At 42.7% G+C, this 18,263-nt stretch carries 11 protein-coding genes; 6 read left to right on the top strand and 5 right to left on the bottom strand.

The features are described from left to right. The first annotated feature begins 186 nt into the window (after positions 1-186). The 4 genes from OE749_RS02090 to OE749_RS02075 all read left to right on the top strand — a co-directional run bounded on the left by OE749_RS02090 (position 187) and on the right by OE749_RS02075 (position 8,988). Positions 187-1,323, top strand: a complete 1,137-nt coding sequence (locus OE749_RS02090; protein ID WP_263710685.1) for a sensor histidine kinase — start codon at positions 187-189, stop codon at positions 1,321-1,323. Further along, positions 1,320-1,964: a response regulator gene (locus OE749_RS02085; protein WP_263710684.1), complete on the top strand. Its 645-nt coding sequence runs from the start codon at positions 1,320-1,322 to the stop codon at positions 1,962-1,964. The genes OE749_RS02090 and OE749_RS02085 overlap by 4 nt, the downstream gene beginning before the upstream one ends. 182 nt (positions 1,965-2,146) lie before the next feature. After that, positions 2,147-6,487: a hypothetical protein gene (locus OE749_RS02080; protein WP_263710683.1), complete on the top strand. Its 4,341-nt coding sequence runs from the start codon at positions 2,147-2,149 to the stop codon at positions 6,485-6,487. A gap of 689 nt (positions 6,488-7,176) precedes the next feature. Continuing rightward, a complete protein-coding gene (locus tag OE749_RS02075) occupies positions 7,177-8,988 on the top strand; it encodes an alkaline phosphatase D family protein (RefSeq protein ID WP_263710682.1) in 1,812 nt (603 codons plus the stop codon). Between the two features lie 32 nt (positions 8,989-9,020). Here OE749_RS02075 and OE749_RS02070 read toward each other — a convergent pair whose 3' ends face one another. Both OE749_RS02070 and OE749_RS02065 read right to left on the bottom strand, forming a co-directional pair. Next, positions 9,021-10,463: a sensor histidine kinase gene (locus OE749_RS02070; RefSeq protein WP_263710681.1), complete on the bottom strand. Its 1,443-nt coding sequence runs from the start codon at positions 10,461-10,463 to the stop codon at positions 9,021-9,023. A 118-nt stretch (positions 10,464-10,581) separates the two neighbouring features. Then, positions 10,582-11,310 carry a 16S rRNA (uracil(1498)-N(3))-methyltransferase gene (locus tag OE749_RS02065; RefSeq protein WP_263710680.1) on the bottom strand — a complete coding sequence of 243 codons (729 nt, stop codon included), beginning with the start codon at positions 11,308-11,310 and terminating at the stop codon, positions 10,582-10,584. A gap of 653 nt (positions 11,311-11,963) precedes the next feature. On the opposite strand from OE749_RS02065, the gene OE749_RS02060 reads away from it, so the two are divergent. Beyond that, positions 11,964-12,821 (top strand): mechanosensitive ion channel family protein, encoded by an 858-nt coding sequence (locus tag OE749_RS02060; RefSeq protein WP_263710679.1) that lies wholly within the window; start codon positions 11,964-11,966, stop codon positions 12,819-12,821. Between the two features lie 24 nt (positions 12,822-12,845). Here OE749_RS02060 and OE749_RS02055 read toward each other — a convergent pair whose 3' ends face one another. From OE749_RS02055 to metK, 3 genes are all read right to left on the bottom strand, one after another. Continuing rightward, the gene (locus tag OE749_RS02055; protein ID WP_263710678.1) at positions 12,846-13,607 is read right to left on the bottom strand and encodes a substrate-binding periplasmic protein; all 762 of its coding nucleotides are present in this window, start codon (positions 13,605-13,607) and stop codon (positions 12,846-12,848) included. A gap of 10 nt (positions 13,608-13,617) precedes the next feature. Further along, the gene (locus OE749_RS02050; RefSeq protein ID WP_263710677.1) at positions 13,618-14,421 is read right to left on the bottom strand and encodes a M48 family metallopeptidase; all 804 of its coding nucleotides are present in this window, start codon (positions 14,419-14,421) and stop codon (positions 13,618-13,620) included. Positions 14,422-14,681: 260 nt separating this feature from the next. Next, positions 14,682-15,827, bottom strand: a complete 1,146-nt coding sequence (gene metK, locus OE749_RS02045; RefSeq protein ID WP_263710676.1) for a methionine adenosyltransferase — start codon at positions 15,825-15,827, stop codon at positions 14,682-14,684. A gap of 407 nt (positions 15,828-16,234) precedes the next feature. On the opposite strand from metK, the gene tkt reads away from it, so the two are divergent. Continuing rightward, positions 16,235-18,229, top strand: coding sequence for a transketolase (gene tkt / locus OE749_RS02040; RefSeq protein ID WP_263710675.1), 1,995 nt, complete (start codon positions 16,235-16,237; stop codon positions 18,227-18,229). The last annotated feature ends 34 nt before the right edge of the window (positions 18,230-18,263 follow it).

Here is an 18,263-nt window from a genome sequence, read left to right as displayed (position 1 = left end):
CTTGCGTTGTGACTAGCATATTTCAAGGGGAGTGAAAAAATATAGTAAAAACCGTTGGTTAGTTTCGTTTTTTCTGTTTTCGGCTGGCTCGGTAGTAGAAGCACACATGACTTTTGGCCTATTTGCTTTTTCATGTAAATGAAGGATACTCCAGCCCTATGTATTACAGAATTGAAAATCAATTATATGACTGATTTTTATAAAAATTATCTCTCCGCTGAAAAAAGCGTAGCCATACTTACGTGGCTGGTGGTATCGGTCAACTCGCTACAAATGTTTGTGTCTGAAGATGGCATCGCTTGGCGAGAAATCGTGGTGCCGTTGTCACTTTTGCTAATTTATATTGTTGCCTTTATTTTCGCTGTAAGAGAAACTGATTACAAACATGATGATGAAACTCGCCTAACTTTCGTGCTCCTATCTTTTGCATGTTGTGTCGCACTGTATTTTGTTCTTCCCGTTATCTATATTGCGATATTAATGGTGATTTGGAGTGCAGTACTTCCTCATTTTATGGGGCTTCGAGGGGCCATTTTAATCTCTCCTTTTTTAGCGTCTATACATTACCTGGTGTACACCTATTACTGGGAAATGAACTTTGTTCTCACCAACAGTATTTTGTTTTGGACATTTAACTTGTTTGCTTTAGGCATGGTAGGCATGGCCCAGCGCGAAGAAAAAGCGAGAGAGAAGGCTGAACAACTTAACAGAGAATTGCTTGCTACGCAGGCTCTGTTAAGTGAGGCCGGAAAGCAGGCTGAGCGTGTTAGAATCGCTCGAAATATTCATGATCTTCTTGGGCATCATCTTACTGCAATGACGATCAACTTACAGGTCGCATCACGCATTTCAAATGGACAAGTAAAGGAAAAAGTGGATGAGTGCCATGGTTTGGCAAAATTGTTACTAAGTGATGTGCGAGAAGCGGTGTCTGAGATCCGTGAGAAATCGACGATACAATTACGAGGTGCGATTGAAGGCATTATTAAGCACGTGCCAAAGCTCGATGTGCAATTAGACTATGATGAAACTGTCGTCATTGATAACGTTGACGTTGCGGATGCAATTATCAAGTGTGTTCAGGAGAGCATCACCAACAGTTTGAAACACAGTCATGCTTCTTCTTTTTCTGTGAGCATAAGCAATCACCACAATGCTATTGAAGTGGTACTAAAAGATAACGGTGGTTCACATAAAGCATTTGTTCAAGGAAATGGTTTAACAGGGGTTATCGAGCGAATGAAGGCGATTAGCGGTACAGCATCGTTTGAGATGCAAGCCAATGGATTTTTAACCACATTGATGATTCCGAGGGAAGTATGAGTATTCGCGTTTTATTGGTAGATGATCAAACGCTGGTGCGTTTAGGGATAAGAAGTTTATTAGCACTTTCCGACAAACTGACGATTGTAGGGGAAGCGCAAAATGGTATTGATGCGCTTGAAAAAATAAATGAATTGCAACCTGATGTGGTTTTGATGGATATTCAAATGCCAGAAATGAGTGGTATTGAAGCTGTAGAGAAGCTTCAAACGCTAGCGTCAGCGCCGCCAGTTATAATGCTTACAACCTTTGATGATCATCAGTTGGTCATGGAAGCGGTTAGTAAAGGCGCAAAAGGATACCTATTAAAAGATGTGTCACTGGAAACGTTGGTGGAAGGGATTGAGGCTGTCCACAGCGGAAAGAGCTTGATTCAACCTGCGATAACAGAGCGGGTGGTTCGAGGTTTGAAGTCACATAAAGTCGACTTTGAAAGTGCGAGCCAACCAGAGCCGTTGAGCGAAAAAGAAAAAGAGATTCTTCGTTTAATGGCTGCCGGATGCAGTAACAAAGAAATTTCCAATATCATGTTTAAATCTGAAGGAACCGTTAAAAATCAAGTATCTAATGTTCTATCAAAATTAGGTGTCAGGGATCGCACTCGTGCTGTGCTGAAAGCGATAGAACAGGGGATGATTTGAATCACAATGCTCAATGTTCAAAATGTACTTAGATTTGTTGCCCTTTGAAACCGCTTGCTTAACGTGAACTTGTCTTAAATAAATTCAACAGACGAAGCTGAAAAGATTCATTTTGTACAGTTGTTCTATTTTTTTTGTTATTATCGCGGCGATTTTTACGCAAACAAAGGAACTGTATTAACATGTGGAAGAATTCCGTTTTACCAACCCGTTGGTGCTCATCTTTCTTTCTTGCTCTTATATTGTCTGGCTGCGGTGGTGGTAGCTCTACAAATGAACCCTTACCAGATGATTCACAACCTACACAAAAAGAACGTGTTTATGGTGTGTTTTCCAGCGCTCCTGTAGTCGGTGTCGAATATACGACATCTGATGGATTCTCTGGTAAAACAGATAGTCAAGGGCGCTTTTCGTATACGCCGGGAACGAAAATTAGTTTCAACATTGCAGATATTGTGCTTCCTGACACGCCAGCTAAGGATACAATTACTCCACTTGATATTTTTAATACGGTAAATCATGCCGATCCGCATGTTATTAATTTAGTTAGACTGTTATATACACTTGATGATGATGGGGATGTTCATGATTCAGTGAATCTCGCTAGTAAAAGAGTAGAAGCCATCTCTAAAGCGGGCATAACACGCCAGCATCTCTTGGAGTCTGTTACAGAATTTGAATGGATATACACGTCTTTGATGTCGAATAGTGGCGTTAGCAACGTAGAGTTGGTTGATGCTAATGAAGCATTATTAACTTTCATGGAGTCAATGAACAATTCGGTACAGCTTGATAGTGATTTAGATGGCATAGTGAATAGGGATGATACCGATGATGATAATGATGGCATTTTAGATGAAAAAGATGGCTTCCCTTGGAGTACGTTCGCACTCAATGATTTTGATCATGATGGGCTTGCAAATGACACAGACAATGATGATGACAACGATGGCGTTTTAGATATAGAAGATGAACAGTCTGAATTGAAATTTACCTTGGGCGAGTTCGATGAATATACGTTACTGCCAGTGTCAGGATATGTTGTCACGTTAAACAAAAATACAAAGTCTCTGAAAGCATATCGTTTGAATACAGGTATGGTGGTAGGAGATGTTCAATTTGACCAAACGCCTACTTCACTCACTGCTCACGAAGCGAAAGGGATCATCTATGTGAGCACCATAGGTGATACTGGCCCAGATCAATTGTTTTCTATTAACCTCAGTAGCTTTGAAAAAACGCGTGTAGACGTTAGCAATGAAAGTGCGCGGTATTCTCTTAGAAATTTAAAATGGCTTGGTAGAGATACATTATTTTTTGGTCGTCCTGATAATTACAGCGGTCAGATGTATTTTTATGATGTTTCTCAAAAAGAAACGAGACAAACACTGCCGTATTCTTACATCCACGGTGTGGCATTTTCTCAATCCAAATCGACGCTAGTGGATTATTGGCTTCATTCTGGCTTTTATGAGGAGTTAGATCTCTCTCAAGATGAGATAAAGCGTTTGAGTAAAGATGTTGTTTCTTACCGACGTGTCGGAAACACTTATGAAGAAATCGCTAGGTCAAAAATAAGTGATATTAACCGAGTTTGGGTACTACCTACAGAGTCTCATTTTATCTCTGAACGCGGCGTGATTTACGATGTTGAGTCACTACAAGAGAAAGGTCAATTGCCTAATATTAGTGAGGTTCAATCAATAAGCTATGATCTCAATAACCACTTGGGTATTGCTCTATCGATTGACTCGACGTTACATTATTTTGACCTTGAATCATTTGAGGTGGTTAAGCAAGAAGCCATTGATGAAACGACGAAAGACATCACCGTTGTAGATGAAATGCTCTACCAAATTGGCCAAAACGAAAATCAGCAAGGTTACATAGCAAAACGCTTACTAGCGTGTGAAAGCTGTAATGGCAATACTGTGCCTCAACCTCAAATTAAATATTCTGTAATTACCGACAGAGAAACGTCTTCCTATCACGTGCAATTATCAGCAATCGATACTAATAATCCTAATAATAATGAAACCTTAATGTATCGTTGGGGATATCTGGACACGGTAGAAAACATCGTAATCTGGAATACCGAGTTTTCGTCTGATCCAAAGATGAATATTCGTTATGTAGCACCTGGTGAAAAAAGCATCTATTTGCAAATTAAAAATGGCATGAATCAGGTAAGCTCAGTGCATGTAAATGTGCCGATCGAGTCAGCGCAATTTGCTGTTCGCTCAATCAACAAGCCTGTTTCAGAAATAGGTGGGAGTGCTCTGGAACAAAGTATATATGATAGCACTCGCAATACACTTTATGTGTTAGATTCAAACGCGAAACGCTTGTACTTTATGAATGCGAAAACGCTAATTGCTGAGCATTATATTGATTTTGCCCTAACACCAGAGGTTATATCACTCACTCCCGATCAAAACCGTCTTTTGATCAGTATAAGTGATACGCCATTTGATGGCAGTGCTAAAACCCCGTATTTTTACTCAAATAAAGATAGCATATCCAAGGGGGCTGAAAATTACGTTGTAACAATTGATCTTGAATCTACGACGATAACAAATGTATACGCCGCCCCTGTTTATATTTCGCAATTACAGGTGATTCAACAGCATGTTCTCGCTGTGGCAACAGAGTTCAATCAGCTACATTTACTCAATCTAGACACAGGCGCACCAGAGCTCAGACATATCTCGCGACAGAGCGATTTATCTCATGTTTTTGATATTTGGGGAACGCAAGTGTTTTTCCCACAAGATGATCAACTCTTTTATTCAAATGTTGTTTTGGCAGATAGTCAGGATCCAAATGAAGCTGAATTTCGGATCGCTTACGGTACATTGACCGATCAAGATATCGCTATTCAATTTAAAGATGATTTTGCACACTACATCGCCTCTGAAAGAAATATGTGGGTGTCACCGAATGGTGCGCAAATTTTTGATGAGTTTGGACATCTCACCACAAGCGCATCTTCAAAGCCTACCCGCTATTTATCTGCGTTGGTGTTAAACGATGAAACGATTGTAGATATCGCATTCGATGAGGAAAATAAACTCATGTTTGTATTGGATTCGTCAGGCGGAGTGAGGTATTACAATTCAGACAATTTATTTTTGTTAGGGCAAATAGATAATGTCAATGCTCAACGTATTGTATTGACAGAGGACGGTTTATTACGACTACAACACAGTGAGCAAGGTAAATTAGACTTTAGCGTGCTAAATCATCTAGATCCCGAGTATGGCCAATCCCTCAAACCCACTGCTGATTTCTCAGTACAATTCAGAATTGAAAATGGATATGTTAAGCATTTGTTTGACGCGTCGGGTAGTCACAATAATGGGGCGGAAGATCGCCTTGTTTATCGATGGGACGTAAATAGTGATGGTTTGTGGGACACCGAGTACACAGAGTCTAATCAATTAAGTTATCTCTTCCAGGTGGCTGGTAAGCATCATGTAACATTGGAGGTTCGTAACGAAAAGGGTATGACAGATAGCGTAACTAAGCCGATAGATGTCTCAGACCGTTTGGTGTCAGGTGTCCCCGTGCTCGACACTACCCCCTATCAGTTTGAGTTTGCGGTTAGTGAGTTGCTTTTTGATGAAGAGCGACAGGTGCTTTACGTTTCGTCGAGAAAAGACAAGCGTGTCTACCTTGTAGGCTTGAATTCAGGCTTGGTTGAACACTATTTTCAGTTTCAATATATTCCTCAAAAAATGACCTTTTCATCTGACAAGGCTTTTCTTCATATTGCGCTTTCTGAAGTAGAACTGCCTACCGCAAATTCGCCTCTGCATGGCACTTTCCAGCGACCGTATTTAGGGCAGTTAGCGACCATAGACCTGAATTCGGGTGTACAGACATATGTTGTGCCTTTAGAAACCGCAGCGTTCGATCTGGAACCACTTACAGACAATACATTGCTATATTCAAGCGGGATTTCTACAACATTTTGTGAAATAGATGCTAAGACTGGTGTTCCCATATCAGATGAAGCGTGTTTTGTGGATGGTGCAATCGCGAGCACTCTGCATTTTTCTAAGCAAGCAAATTCACTATTTGTTTCTGGCTTAGATTATTTCGGTACCGAAAAATTTGAGAGTCTTATCTTAAAGCTGGGTGCTGATAAAGCGCCAGATAATGTTTTCTTTGTCGACGAAACCAAAGAGCATATTAGCGAAGATTATGAAGGTAGCTCTTCTTGGTTGTCAGCAGACGAAACTACTGTGATCGTAGAGAACGGTATGGTTATTAATTTAGTTCAGCAACGGGTAGTGAATACCATTTCTGGGCAAATCCGAGATCTTGTGTTTAACGAAAGACTAAATCAATATGTTGCTTTGTACGATGATCGCTTGATTGTTTTTGACTTACAAACTCACGAACAAATTCGTGTTATTGAACGATCTGATGTCACTCACCTAATTACTGTAGGTTCAACTTTGCATGTTATCACTACGCATAATGGGATAAGTGCAATAGAGCATGTCAGTATCAATTAATCTACCCTCGGGGTGGCTTCACCTTCTCACAAGGTGACTCAAATCCGCAGATTAATTGAAAGAGCCCGAAGTTATTTCGGGCTCTTGGCCTTCTTGTAAACACATCTGTGAAGAGAACAAAGCAGTGCGGCATCCTCTCGCTCAGCTTTTTTGTTTCACACATGAGGGAAAGCAAAAATGTGTTCAATATTGAGATGTCGCTGTGCTTAGCTTTTTTGTTTCACACATGAGGGAAAGCAAAAATGTATTCAATATTGAGATGTCGCTGTGCTTAGCTTTTTTGTTTCACACATGAGGGAAAGCAAAAATGTATTCAATATTGAGATGTCGCTGTGCTTAGCTTTTTTGTTTCACACATGAGGGAAAGCAAAAATGTGTTCAATATTGGGATGTCGCTGCGCTCTGTTTTTTGTTTCACACATGAGGGAAAGCAAAAATGTGTTCAATATTGGGATGTCGCTGCGCTTAGCTTTTTTGTTTCACGCATAGGGAAAGCAAAAATGTGTTCAATATTGGGATGTCGCTGCGCTCAGCTTTTTTGTTTCACACATGAGAGAAAGCAAAAATGTGTTCAATATTAAGATGTCGCTGCGCTCTGTTTTTTGTTTCACACATTTTTGCTGTATTCAAATACCTGTCATATAGGGGTAGTATTCTTCTCGTTTTTATCAAATTACTTGGAACAAACCATGAAATTAACAAGAAGAAGCTTTCTAAAAGCCTCGGCGGCAGGATTTGGCGCAACCGTGATTTCTCTCGGGTTAACAGGGTGTTTGTCTGATAACGACAATGATAACGCTGTTAATCAAAACCCACCATCAGACAACTCCAATATCGATGTAGGCTTCAAACATGGTGTGGCCAGTGGCGATCCCCTTAATGACAGCGTTATTATCTGGACACGGGTTACACCTTCAGAAGCGAGTGTCAGTGCCGTCGACGTGCGCTGGGAAGTAGCACGTGACCCATCATTTACGCAACTTGTGCATGACGATACCACGCAAGTGACCCGTGACTCAGATTTTACACTTAAAGTAGATGTACGTAATTTGGATGCCAATACGACGTATTATTATCGCTTTTCTTCAAATGAACAGGTATCACCGATAGGTGAAACTAAAACGCTACCAGAGGGCAGTGTAGACAAGGTGAAGTTAGCGGTTTTCTCATGTGCTAATTATCCTGCTGGTTATTTTCATGTTTATGGTGAAGCGGCGAAAAGAGACGATATTGATGCGGTGTTACACCTTGGCGATTACTTATACGAGTATGGGGAAAACGGCTATGCAAGCCAAGATGCTGTGTCTTTAGGACGAACCTTATCTACAGACAATAACAGCGAAATTATTTCTCTGGATGACTACCGTAAGCGCTATGCATTATATCGTACAGACGCGCAGCTACAGGCACTGCATCAGGGCGTTCCATTTATTACCGTATGGGATGATCATGAAGTGACAAACGATACATGGCGTAATGGTGCGCAAAATCATGACGACAGCGAAGGTAGTTTTGATGACCGCAAGCTAGCGGCATTAAAAGCGTACTTTGAGTGGATGCCTATTCGTGATGTTGATAATCAAGAAATGATTTATCGCAAATTTGAATTTGGGGACTTACTTAGCTTATACATGCTCGATACGCGTGTGATCGCACGAGATAAACAACTGAGTTACAGTGACTATGATTTACAGTCTCCTTCAGGGCAAGCGACTTTCATGAGTGCTTTAAGTGATAGTAATCGTTCACTTCTTGGCGCGGATCAGCTCAATTGGTTAACTGACAATATGCAGCAATCGAGCGCGGTGTGGCAAGTGTTAGGCCAACAGGTTTTAATGACTAAAATGTGGTTACCTGCTGAGGTAATGATGATGTTAGGTAATCTTCAAGCAACGATTGATGCAGGTGGCGACCCTGCTCAAGTAGTGGCGACAGCCAATCAGTTGTTTGTTGAACTTGGCACGATTAAAGGGCGTATTCTTGCAGGCGACCCTACCGTGAGTGCTGCAGAGAGGGCGCGCGTTGAGACAACGATTCCTTACAATCTGGATGCGTGGGATGGTTATGCTTATGAGCGTGAAACCATTTTAGCTACCTCGAAAGCAATGAATAAGAATCTGGTTGTACTGGCAGGTGACACCCACAATGGGTGGGCGGGCAACCTAATAACAGATGCAAATAATCCTGTAATCGCAAATGCTGAAGCAGGTGTTGAATTTGCGACTGCGTCAGTCTCTTCGCCTGGAATGGAAGCGTACTTAAATTTAGATGTGTCCGATCTACAAGGCATTGCTCAGACTGAGCAAGTAATTAGCATGTTAATCGATCACTTACGTTATACCAATCTTGTGGATCGCGGTTACTTAACGGTGACATTTTCAAAAGATCGTGCGCTTGCAGAGTGGCATTACGTGTCGTCGATCAAATCACAGGCGTATGAAGTGAACAGTGAAAGAGGGCATGCAGTGACTGTAATGGCTGGGCAAAATACACTAAGCTAAAGGCGGTTCTTTTTATAGCGCATTGTTTTCTATTAGAATGGAATGCGCTTTTTACCGCTTAACAAGGGGAGCGTAATGAGGAATTCCGCCCCTTTGTTTGGTTCAGAAATACATTCAATCTCCCCTTTTAGCACTTTAGACACAATGTTGTAGCAAATATGCAGGCCCAACCCTAGGCCAGCCTCTTGTCGAGCAAGTGTGAAAAAGGGCTTGTACATTCGGTTGATCGTGTCTTCATTCATCCCGCATCCATCATCTTTAACAGAGAGAACGAGCGTATTCCTTTCTTGGCGGGCACGAATCCAAATGTGTCCTTGTTGAGGCGGTGTGAAACCATGCTGAATGGCATTTAAGATTAAATTAAACAGTAATTGACCCAACGCGGCAGGCTTAGTTTCTATACATAGTGTTGAATCAATATCAATACAGAGGGTGAAGGGATGGGTATGTAATTTGGTATTGATTGATAGCAACAATTCGTCAACAAAGGAAACCAATAAAATGGGCCTTGTCTCGTCTGAATACTGGTCGAAAGACAATTGTTTGAAAGTGGTGATTAACTTCGCCGCCCGACCAAGGTTTCTATCAACAATGTCAGTGCTTTCACGGGCTTCTGACATAAATTGTTCAAGCAGCGATTTTGACAATGTGCCCTTTGAGAAAGCGCTGTTGATATCTTTAACTCTGCTTTGTAAATGGCTATTTGCTGTCACTGAAACGCCAATGGGGGTATTCATTTCATGCGTAAGACTTGTGAGCATGGAATGAAGAGATACTTCAAACTCTTTTTCAATGAGTTGGGTTTGAGCTGTGTTGCGTTGCAAAAGTGCTTTTTCTAACAGCTGATTTGACTCAAGAAGTTCGGCAGTGCGTTCATTAACCCGTTGTTCTAATTCCGCGTTCAGTTTTTTTAGCCGATGTACATTGTTAAAGCGTTCGATGATCATCGCAATGGTGCGTGTTTCGTAGGTGAACAAGGCATGCTCTTGAGGCGTAGGCTCTCTTTGCTCATTGTTTAAAATCGCGAGAGTGCCAACCAGCGTATTGTCTGGTGAAATAATGGGATAGGCCCAATGGGTTTCATAGGGCAACGGGGTATTCACATTTGCCCATGCTGCATGCGCTGAAAGGTTCGCAATATACACAGGGTTACGATGAAATGCGGCTTCTCCGCACGCACCCGCATTCGCAGATATATCAATATTTGAGGCAGTGCGTAAGTAGTCTTCAGCAACATGCGGGGCTGAAAGTGGCACGAGTGACTGCTTATCTGGCGCGATCGCCATGACGCAAAAGTGCCAACTTGTAAAAATGGACTCAATACTTTGAATCAACTTATCGAGCACCGTTTGCTTACTTTTTCCCTCAAAAATCAGCTCTAACGCATCACCCCGCCCCGACTCTAACAAGAACTGATGATAGGATAGTTCGCGTTCCGACTCCGTTGAATGTTGATTAAGTTTCCCTGTGCTCATAACGCGCTTAGTTTAATTAGGTAACGACGAGGCTCAATGTACCAAACTCACTTGCTTTGTAAATAATGATACGCATTTTATTCAAGCCATTGGTCGATTTTTTACTGAGTGAGGGTAGCTACACGTCACCATACATGGCTTGAAGGGCTGAAATGGCAGCAATCGCTGCGGTTTCAGTTCTTAGCACGCGTGGTCCCATTTTAACTGTTTGAAAGCCTGCCTCAGTGGTGGCATAAACCTCATTTTCAGAGAACCCACCTTCAGGGCCAATAAGCAGTCGAACGCCTTCTTGGGGAATAGATAGGTGTCGAATTCCGTGTTCACTTTTGGGTTGTAACGTAAGCCTCATTTGTGAGGTTGATTGACCAATCCACGACGAGAAAGGTGTGGGCATATTGAGCACTGGCAGCGTGTTTCTTCCGCATTGTTCGCATGCAGAAATAATCATTTTCTGCCATTGTTGATGTTTCTTTTGCCAGCGATCTTCAGAGAGTTTTACGCCACATCGCTCTGTTAAAAGTGGTGTGATTTCTGACACACCTAGCTCTACCGCTTTTTGCATCACAAGATCCATTCTATCTCCGCGAGAAACCCCTTGTCCCAGATGGATAGTAAGAGGTGATTCAACACTCAAAGATAGCTTTGCATCGACTCTTGCTACGGCTTTTCGCTTATCTGCACGAATTAACGTTGCACTGTATTCGTTGTTGTCACCGTTAAATAAAATCAGAGGGTGGTTTTCTTTTAGGCGCAGCACATTCGACAAATGGTTGCTGGCATCAGCAGTTAATACGACCTCTTCATCAGTGGGTAATAGGTCTGGGTGGTAAATTCTTGGAATTCGCATTGTAAACTCTGGAAAATCTTTATTTTTATAGTATCAAGGCTTGCAAGGAAATGCAGTTTAATCGCTTCTTTTGTCTGTATGATTGGCGTTAAGCGAGCGGGAGGACTCCGGTGGACACTGTCCACCGGACAACAGAATGACTAGCTAACTTTTACCACTTTAGCTGCGTGGATCCTCTGAGCACCCTCCTGCGGTTTGGTCGTGGTTAAGTACTGCTCTTTACTTCTGCGTGCATGCTTTGTATTTCTTCCAGTATCTTTGGTTAGTGAAAAGACCAACAGCATTAATACTGCAAAAAATAATAGCGAAAGAATTAACATTTTCAATTCCTTTAAAAATTTCAGTTAAACCCTTGCTATCAGGACACGGTGTTGTCAAAAAATGACAATCATTTATTAATTAAAAAAGCAAAATCCTTTTTATAACAAACCTATACTCTAGCTGTTCCATGCAGGTTTGTATGATAGTGTTTAATTCTTACATTCAGATGAATCATGCATGATTTTTTAACAAACGCAACCACGAACAAATCATGTGAATGTTGGAAAGTACTGTGAGTGCGGGGATGCCAGTCCTGCATTTTCACCGCCCGTCTGTAATGGGCGACACCATCCTTAACCAATAAGTCTAGCAAAAAGTTGAAGGAATCAAAGATGATCGAAGAAATAAATATTACCGAGCTGGTTGAAACATACATTATTCCCTTTGGAATCGACCTATTGATGGCCTTGGCGATCTTTGTTCTAGGTCGAATTGTCGCTTCTATTCTCGTCAATATTTTGGGGCGTGTGCTATCAAAATCAAAGTACGATGAGATGTTAATCAGTTTTATTTGTTCTATTGTTAGTGCGATTCTTCTACTGGTTGTTATTGTTGCTTCACTCGATCAGTTGGGAGTTGATACTACATCTATAGTGGCATTGGTTGGGGCCGCAGGCTTAGCGATTGGGTTGTCATTGCAAGATTCATTGAAGAATTTTGCCTCGGGAGTGATGTTGTTTATTTTTAGGCCTTTCAAGCAAGGGGATTTTGTTGAAGCAGGTGGTGTGTCAGGTACGGTAAGAAGTATCACGGTTTTCACTACAATGATGACGACACCTGATAACAAAGAAATCATCGTGCCAAATGGGAAGATCTATGGCAATAATATCACTAACTTTTCGGCTAAACCGACGCGTCGGGTAGATATGGTATTTGGAATTAGTTACGACAGCGATCTTCGAGAAGCAAAGGCACTGCTAGAAACAATGGTAAAAGAGGATGAGCGTATTCTAGAAGAGCCTGCTCCTGTTGTGGCCGTGTCGGAATTGGCGGATAGTAGTGTGAATTTTGTCGTGCGTCCGTGGGTGAATGCCAGCGATTACTGGGCGGTTAAGTTTGATTTAACCGAAAAAGTAAAACTTCGGTTTGATGAAGCTGGAATCGTCATTCCTTATCCACAAATGGATGTGTATCTTCACAAAGAGGATGAACCAGAGAAAAATGCTGATCAGGAAGAGGTGAAAGCGTAAAAATGGCGCGTTCTTCGTATTACGCTAATTGGCCGCGTTAGACTCAAATTGTTTTGATAATGCTTCAAGTAACTGCGGATCGGATTGCCGATTCGCAGCCACGCATACCATATCATCTACTAAGGTCAGCACAGTTTCAACGGTATCGTAGGGCAATGATAGCTTGTCTAATTTTTGTTGTAACCCTGACTTCGTATCGACGATTAAATCGACTCGTCCTTTTAACAGTAACGGCAAAAAGTGAGACACATCGGTTGTGGTGCTGAAATGTTCATGTTCTTTTAATCCATGTTTTATCAACAGCTGGTGAGCGTATGCATCTCTGTTTACGCCAATACGAAGATCTTTCAATTCCTTGATATTACTTAACGCAATATCGTGTCGATTGCGTAATTTAAAGATATATTGCGGCACAGATTTCGCGAGTGGGCAAAACCAATGGAATAGATTTTCACGCTCTTCCGTGCGATAAATAGAATAAATGAGGGTATTGGGTTGGTTTTTAGCAAGTGCATAAGCCCTTACCCACGGCATGACTTCAATTGTGTAATCCAGATCGGCATTGTCTAGAATATACCTTAATTTTTCTGTTGCGCTCCCCCTTAAATTATCGTCCTCATCCAAGAAGTTGTAGGGAGGCCAATGTTCAGTAACAACACTGACCTTTCCGTCAAATTTATCGGTTGGCAGAGTAGCGGCAATGGATGTTGTCGCGCCCATTAACGCCGTGAGTAAGACGATGGCTTTAATGAATCGTGGTGGCAGTTCCTTTGCTATGCTGATCATCTTTCGTCACTTAAGAACAATTGGGCTTGGCAGAAGATTGGCGGGCAAACTGATTGGCAACCCCCATATGACTGCGTAGTTTTTGAATACGGTTCTGCGGTAATGGGTGTGTTGACAAAAATTCTGGTTGGCGATTTCCACCGCTAGCTTTATCCATGTTTTGCCAAAGTTTCACAGATTCTTCAGGCTTGAAGCCTGCTTTAGCCATCAGTTCAAGACCGATGATATCAGCTTCGGTTTCGTGAGTACGGCTAAAGGGAAGTTGTACGCCTACTTGAACGCCTAGTCCAATTGCTGCCATTAACATTTGATTATTAGCCACTTGATTTGATTCCATCACTGAATTGGCTACATCCATGCCAATGCCAATAAGGGCACTGTTAGACATACGTTCATTGCCATGTTCAGCAATCACATGAGCAACTTCATGCCCCATGACAGCGGCAAGTTGGTGTTGGTTTTCAGCTACTTTCAGCAAACCAGTGTATACGCCAATTTTGCCACCGGGCAGAGCAAATGCATTGACTTGGTCGTCATCAAAGACCACCACTTCCCATTCGCCGTCGTATACGGTTTTTGGAACCTGTGCAGTAATATATTGTGCAACACAAGAGACAAATTGATTCTGGACGGGCTTCTTTGACACATCTTGTTCAGCTTTCATGCTATCAAAGGCTTGCGTTCCCATATTGGCAAGTTGCGCGCTAGAAAACAGCTTTAATTGATTTCGGCCAGTAGGAGATTGTGCACAACTAAGTAAAGCGCTAATACACGCGCTAATCAAAGCAATCTTGGTGATAGATTTTAATTTCATTGTACATCCCTATTCGTATTTCAACGTAGAGTGATATTGTTGTTTAAAGAAAAAACAAATACCAGTGCTTTTTCAATTGGATTTTCTTACCTGCGATATCGAAGAGAGCGTTAACAGCCAAAAGTAGTCAGATATATTGGCTTTTTGAGAGTTTGGCGATGAGTCAGGTATTAATTAAGCCGTATTGAATTAAGTTTCTCGATATAAAAAAGGCTACCTAATGGGGTAGCCTTAATATATGTTTTAATCAATGGGCTCTGTTACAGCGCGGCGCGTAAAATATCGGCTTTATCTGTCGCTTCCCACGGAAACTCGTCTCGGCCGAAGTGACCGTATGCCGCCGTAGGCTGATAAATCGGACGCTCTAGATCCAGCATCTTAATCAGACCATATGGTCGCAGATCGAAATGCTCACGTACTAACTCCGTTAAGCGGCTGTCATCTAGCTTACCCGTGCCAAAAGTTTCTATGTTAATAGAAGTAGGCTCTGCTACACCAATGGCATAAGAGACTTGAATTTCACAACGGTCCGCTAGTCCTGCGGCTACGATATTTTTCGCCACATAGCGACCAGCATAAGCTGCTGAACGATCAACCTTAGAAGGATCTTTACCTGAGAATGCACCGCCGCCATGACGAGCCATACCACCGTAAGTGTCAACAATGATCTTACGACCCGTCAGACCACAATCCCCCATGGGACCACCAATCACGAAGCGGCCTGTGGGGTTGATGAAATATTTGGTTTTGGCTGTCAGCATGTCTGCAGGCAGTACTGGCTTTATGATTTCATCCATTACTGCTTCTTGTAGTTCTTTTTGACCAATCTCTTCAGCATGCTGCGTTGACAAGACAACAGCATCAATGGCAACAGGTTTATTGTCTTCGTAGACAAACGTAACCTGGCTTTTAGCATCCGGACGTAGCCACGCTAGTGTTCCATCTTTTCGCACATCTGACTGGCGTTTAACTAAACGATGAGAAAAGGTCACTGGGGCAGGCATGAGTACGTCAGTTTCGTTAGACGCATAACCAAACATTAATCCCTGATCGCCCGCACCTTGTTCTTCTGGCGAGGTGCGATCAACACCTTGATTAATGTCTGGAGACTGCTTCCCAATCGCATTTAAAACGGCACATGAGTCGGCATCAAACCCCATATCTGAGTGGGTATAGCCAATATCACGAACGGTTTTGCGGGTCAGATCTTCAATATCTACCCATGCTGATGTAGTGACTTCTCCACCCACAATAACCATACCTGTTTTCACATAGGTTTCACACGCCACGCGTGCTTTAGGGTCTTGAGCTAATATGGCGTCAAGTACCGCATCTGAAATCTGATCGGCGATTTTATCCGGATGCCCTTCAGATACTGACTCAGACGTGAACAAGTGTCTTGTCATTTTAATTCCTCATTTCTTTCTAGCATTCTTAGCTATCGGATTATTGGCAAATAGTTTAACAGTCATTTTAAAAAAATCTAGTTTTTCCATCTAGACGTCCAAATGGCTAGCGTTAAAATATCTTTCCATCAAATTTTAGGGGTATTCGAATGAGATATTTACATGCCTTGCGTGTTTGCCACTGTAACTAGCATCAAAGCTGATATATTATCCGCTTTTAATTATTGCAGTTGCGGTGTTGCTCTGGGAAAATGAGCCTCCCTTTACACGCGCTATTTAATGTTAAAAGCGCACTGTGCCCGCAAGTTGATGTGTATATAGCCCACATAGCGGCCCTTTACATGCTTCTTGTACGGACACAATTGCAGTACATCAGCACTGTATCTTAATAAAATGCAGGAGAATCTATGCCTTCACGTCGAGAACTTGCTAATGCCATTCGCGCATTGAGCATGGACGCCGTTCAACAAGCTAAGTCAGGTCACCCAGGTGCACCTATGGGTATGGCAGATATTGCTCAGGTCTTATGGGGCGATTATCTACAACACAATCCAACGAACCCTGATTGGGCAAATCGCGATAGATTTGTGTTGTCAAACGGCCACGGCTCGATGCTGATTTATTCACTCCTGCATTTAACAGGTTACGAATTGTCTATTGATGAGATCAAAAACTTCCGTCAATTGCATTCAAAAACGCCGGGACACCCTGAATACGGTTATGCACCTGGTATCGAAACCACAACGGGTCCTTTAGGTCAGGGTATCAGCAACGCTGTCGGTATGGCTATTGCTGAAAAAGTACTGGCAGCCCAATTTAACCGTGAAGGCCACGATATCATCGATCATTACACTTATGCGTTTATGGGCGATGGGTGTTTAATGGAAGGTATTTCTCATGAAACCTGTTCACTTGCTGGCACATTAGGCCTAGGCAAGCTAATTGTGTTTTGGGATGACAATGGTATCTCTATTGACGGTGAAGTAGAGGGGTGGTTCACAGATGATACACCAGCTCGCTTCCGCTCTTATGGTTGGCATGTAATTGAAAGTGTTGACGGGCATGATGCCGAGCAAATTAAAGCTGCAATTGAGCAAGCTCGCCAAGAAACAAATAAGCCAACATTAATTTGTTGCAAAACGATAATCGGTTTCGGTTCGCCAAATAAGCAAGGCAAAGAAGATTGCCACGGTGCACCTCTTGGTGATGATGAGATTGCGCTGGCGCGTAAAGAATTGAATTGGCCACACGAGCGCTTCGACGTGCCTGCTGATATCTACGCTAAGTGGGATGCGAAAAGCGCAGGAAATGAAGCAGAGCAACGTTGGAATGCGGCGTTCGAAGAGTATACAGCCGCGCATCCTGAGCTGGCGAGTGAATTGAAGCGCCGTCTTAGTGGTGAGCTACCTGAGAACTGGCAAGCCGATGCACAAGCTTATATAGAAAAGCTACAAGCCAACCCAGAGGGTGTTGCTACGCGTAAAGCCTCGCAAAATGCACTAAATGCATTCGGACCGTTGCTACCAGAATTGTTGGGGGGGTCTGCTGACCTTGCGGGTTCTAACCTAACTCTGTGGTCTGGCAGTAAAGGTGTTGAGGCCGAAGATGCAAGCGGTAACTACCTCTATTACGGCGTACGTGAATTTGGTATGTCTGCCATCATGAACGGAATTACTCTTCACGGTGGATTCAAAGCTTACGGCGCAACATTCTTAATGTTTATGGAATACGCGCGAAATGCAGTGCGCATGGCTGCACTAATGAAGCAGCCTGCGATCTTTGTTTACACGCATGATTCGATTGGTCTGGGTGAAGATGGCCCTACCCATCAACCTGTGGAGCAAGTTGCAGCGCTGCGCATGACGCCGAATTTAGATAACTGGCGTCCATGTGACCAAGTTGAATCTGCCATTGCGTGGAAAGCCGCAATTGAACGCCAAGATGGACCAAGTACGCTGATTTTCACGCGTCAAGGATTGCCGCAGCAACCTCGAGACGCACAGCAATTAGCTGACGTGGCAAAAGGTGGCTATATTCTGAAAGATTGTGACGGTACGCCTGAGATTATCTTAATAGCAACAGGTTCTGAAGTGCAGTTGGCCGTGGAAGCTTCGAACGAGCTCGCTTCAGCTGGTCACAAGGTGCGTGTGGTGTCTATTCCAAGCACGGATGTGTTTGAGCGCCAAGATGCAGCATATAAAGAATCTGTTCTGCCTTCTTCTGTGACCAAGCGTGTTGCAGTAGAAGCGGGTATACGTGATTACTGGTACAAATATGTCGGCTTGAATGGCAAAATTATAGGTATGGATACCTTCGGTGAATCTGCACCAGCAGCCGAGCTCTTCAAGCACTTTGATATTACAACCCGTGCGGTTGTAGACGCGGCAAAATCATTGCTGTAATAAATATTAAAAGGCGTCCGATGGCGCCTTTTTT

Origin of the sequence: Fluctibacter corallii, from assembly GCF_025751585.1 — a bacterium.
GTDB classification, from domain to species: Bacteria; Pseudomonadota; Gammaproteobacteria; order Enterobacterales; family Alteromonadaceae; genus Fluctibacter_A; species Fluctibacter_A corallii.
The sequence above is the reverse complement of the archived record's forward strand: the minus strand, read 5'-3'. Positions and strand labels throughout refer to the sequence as shown.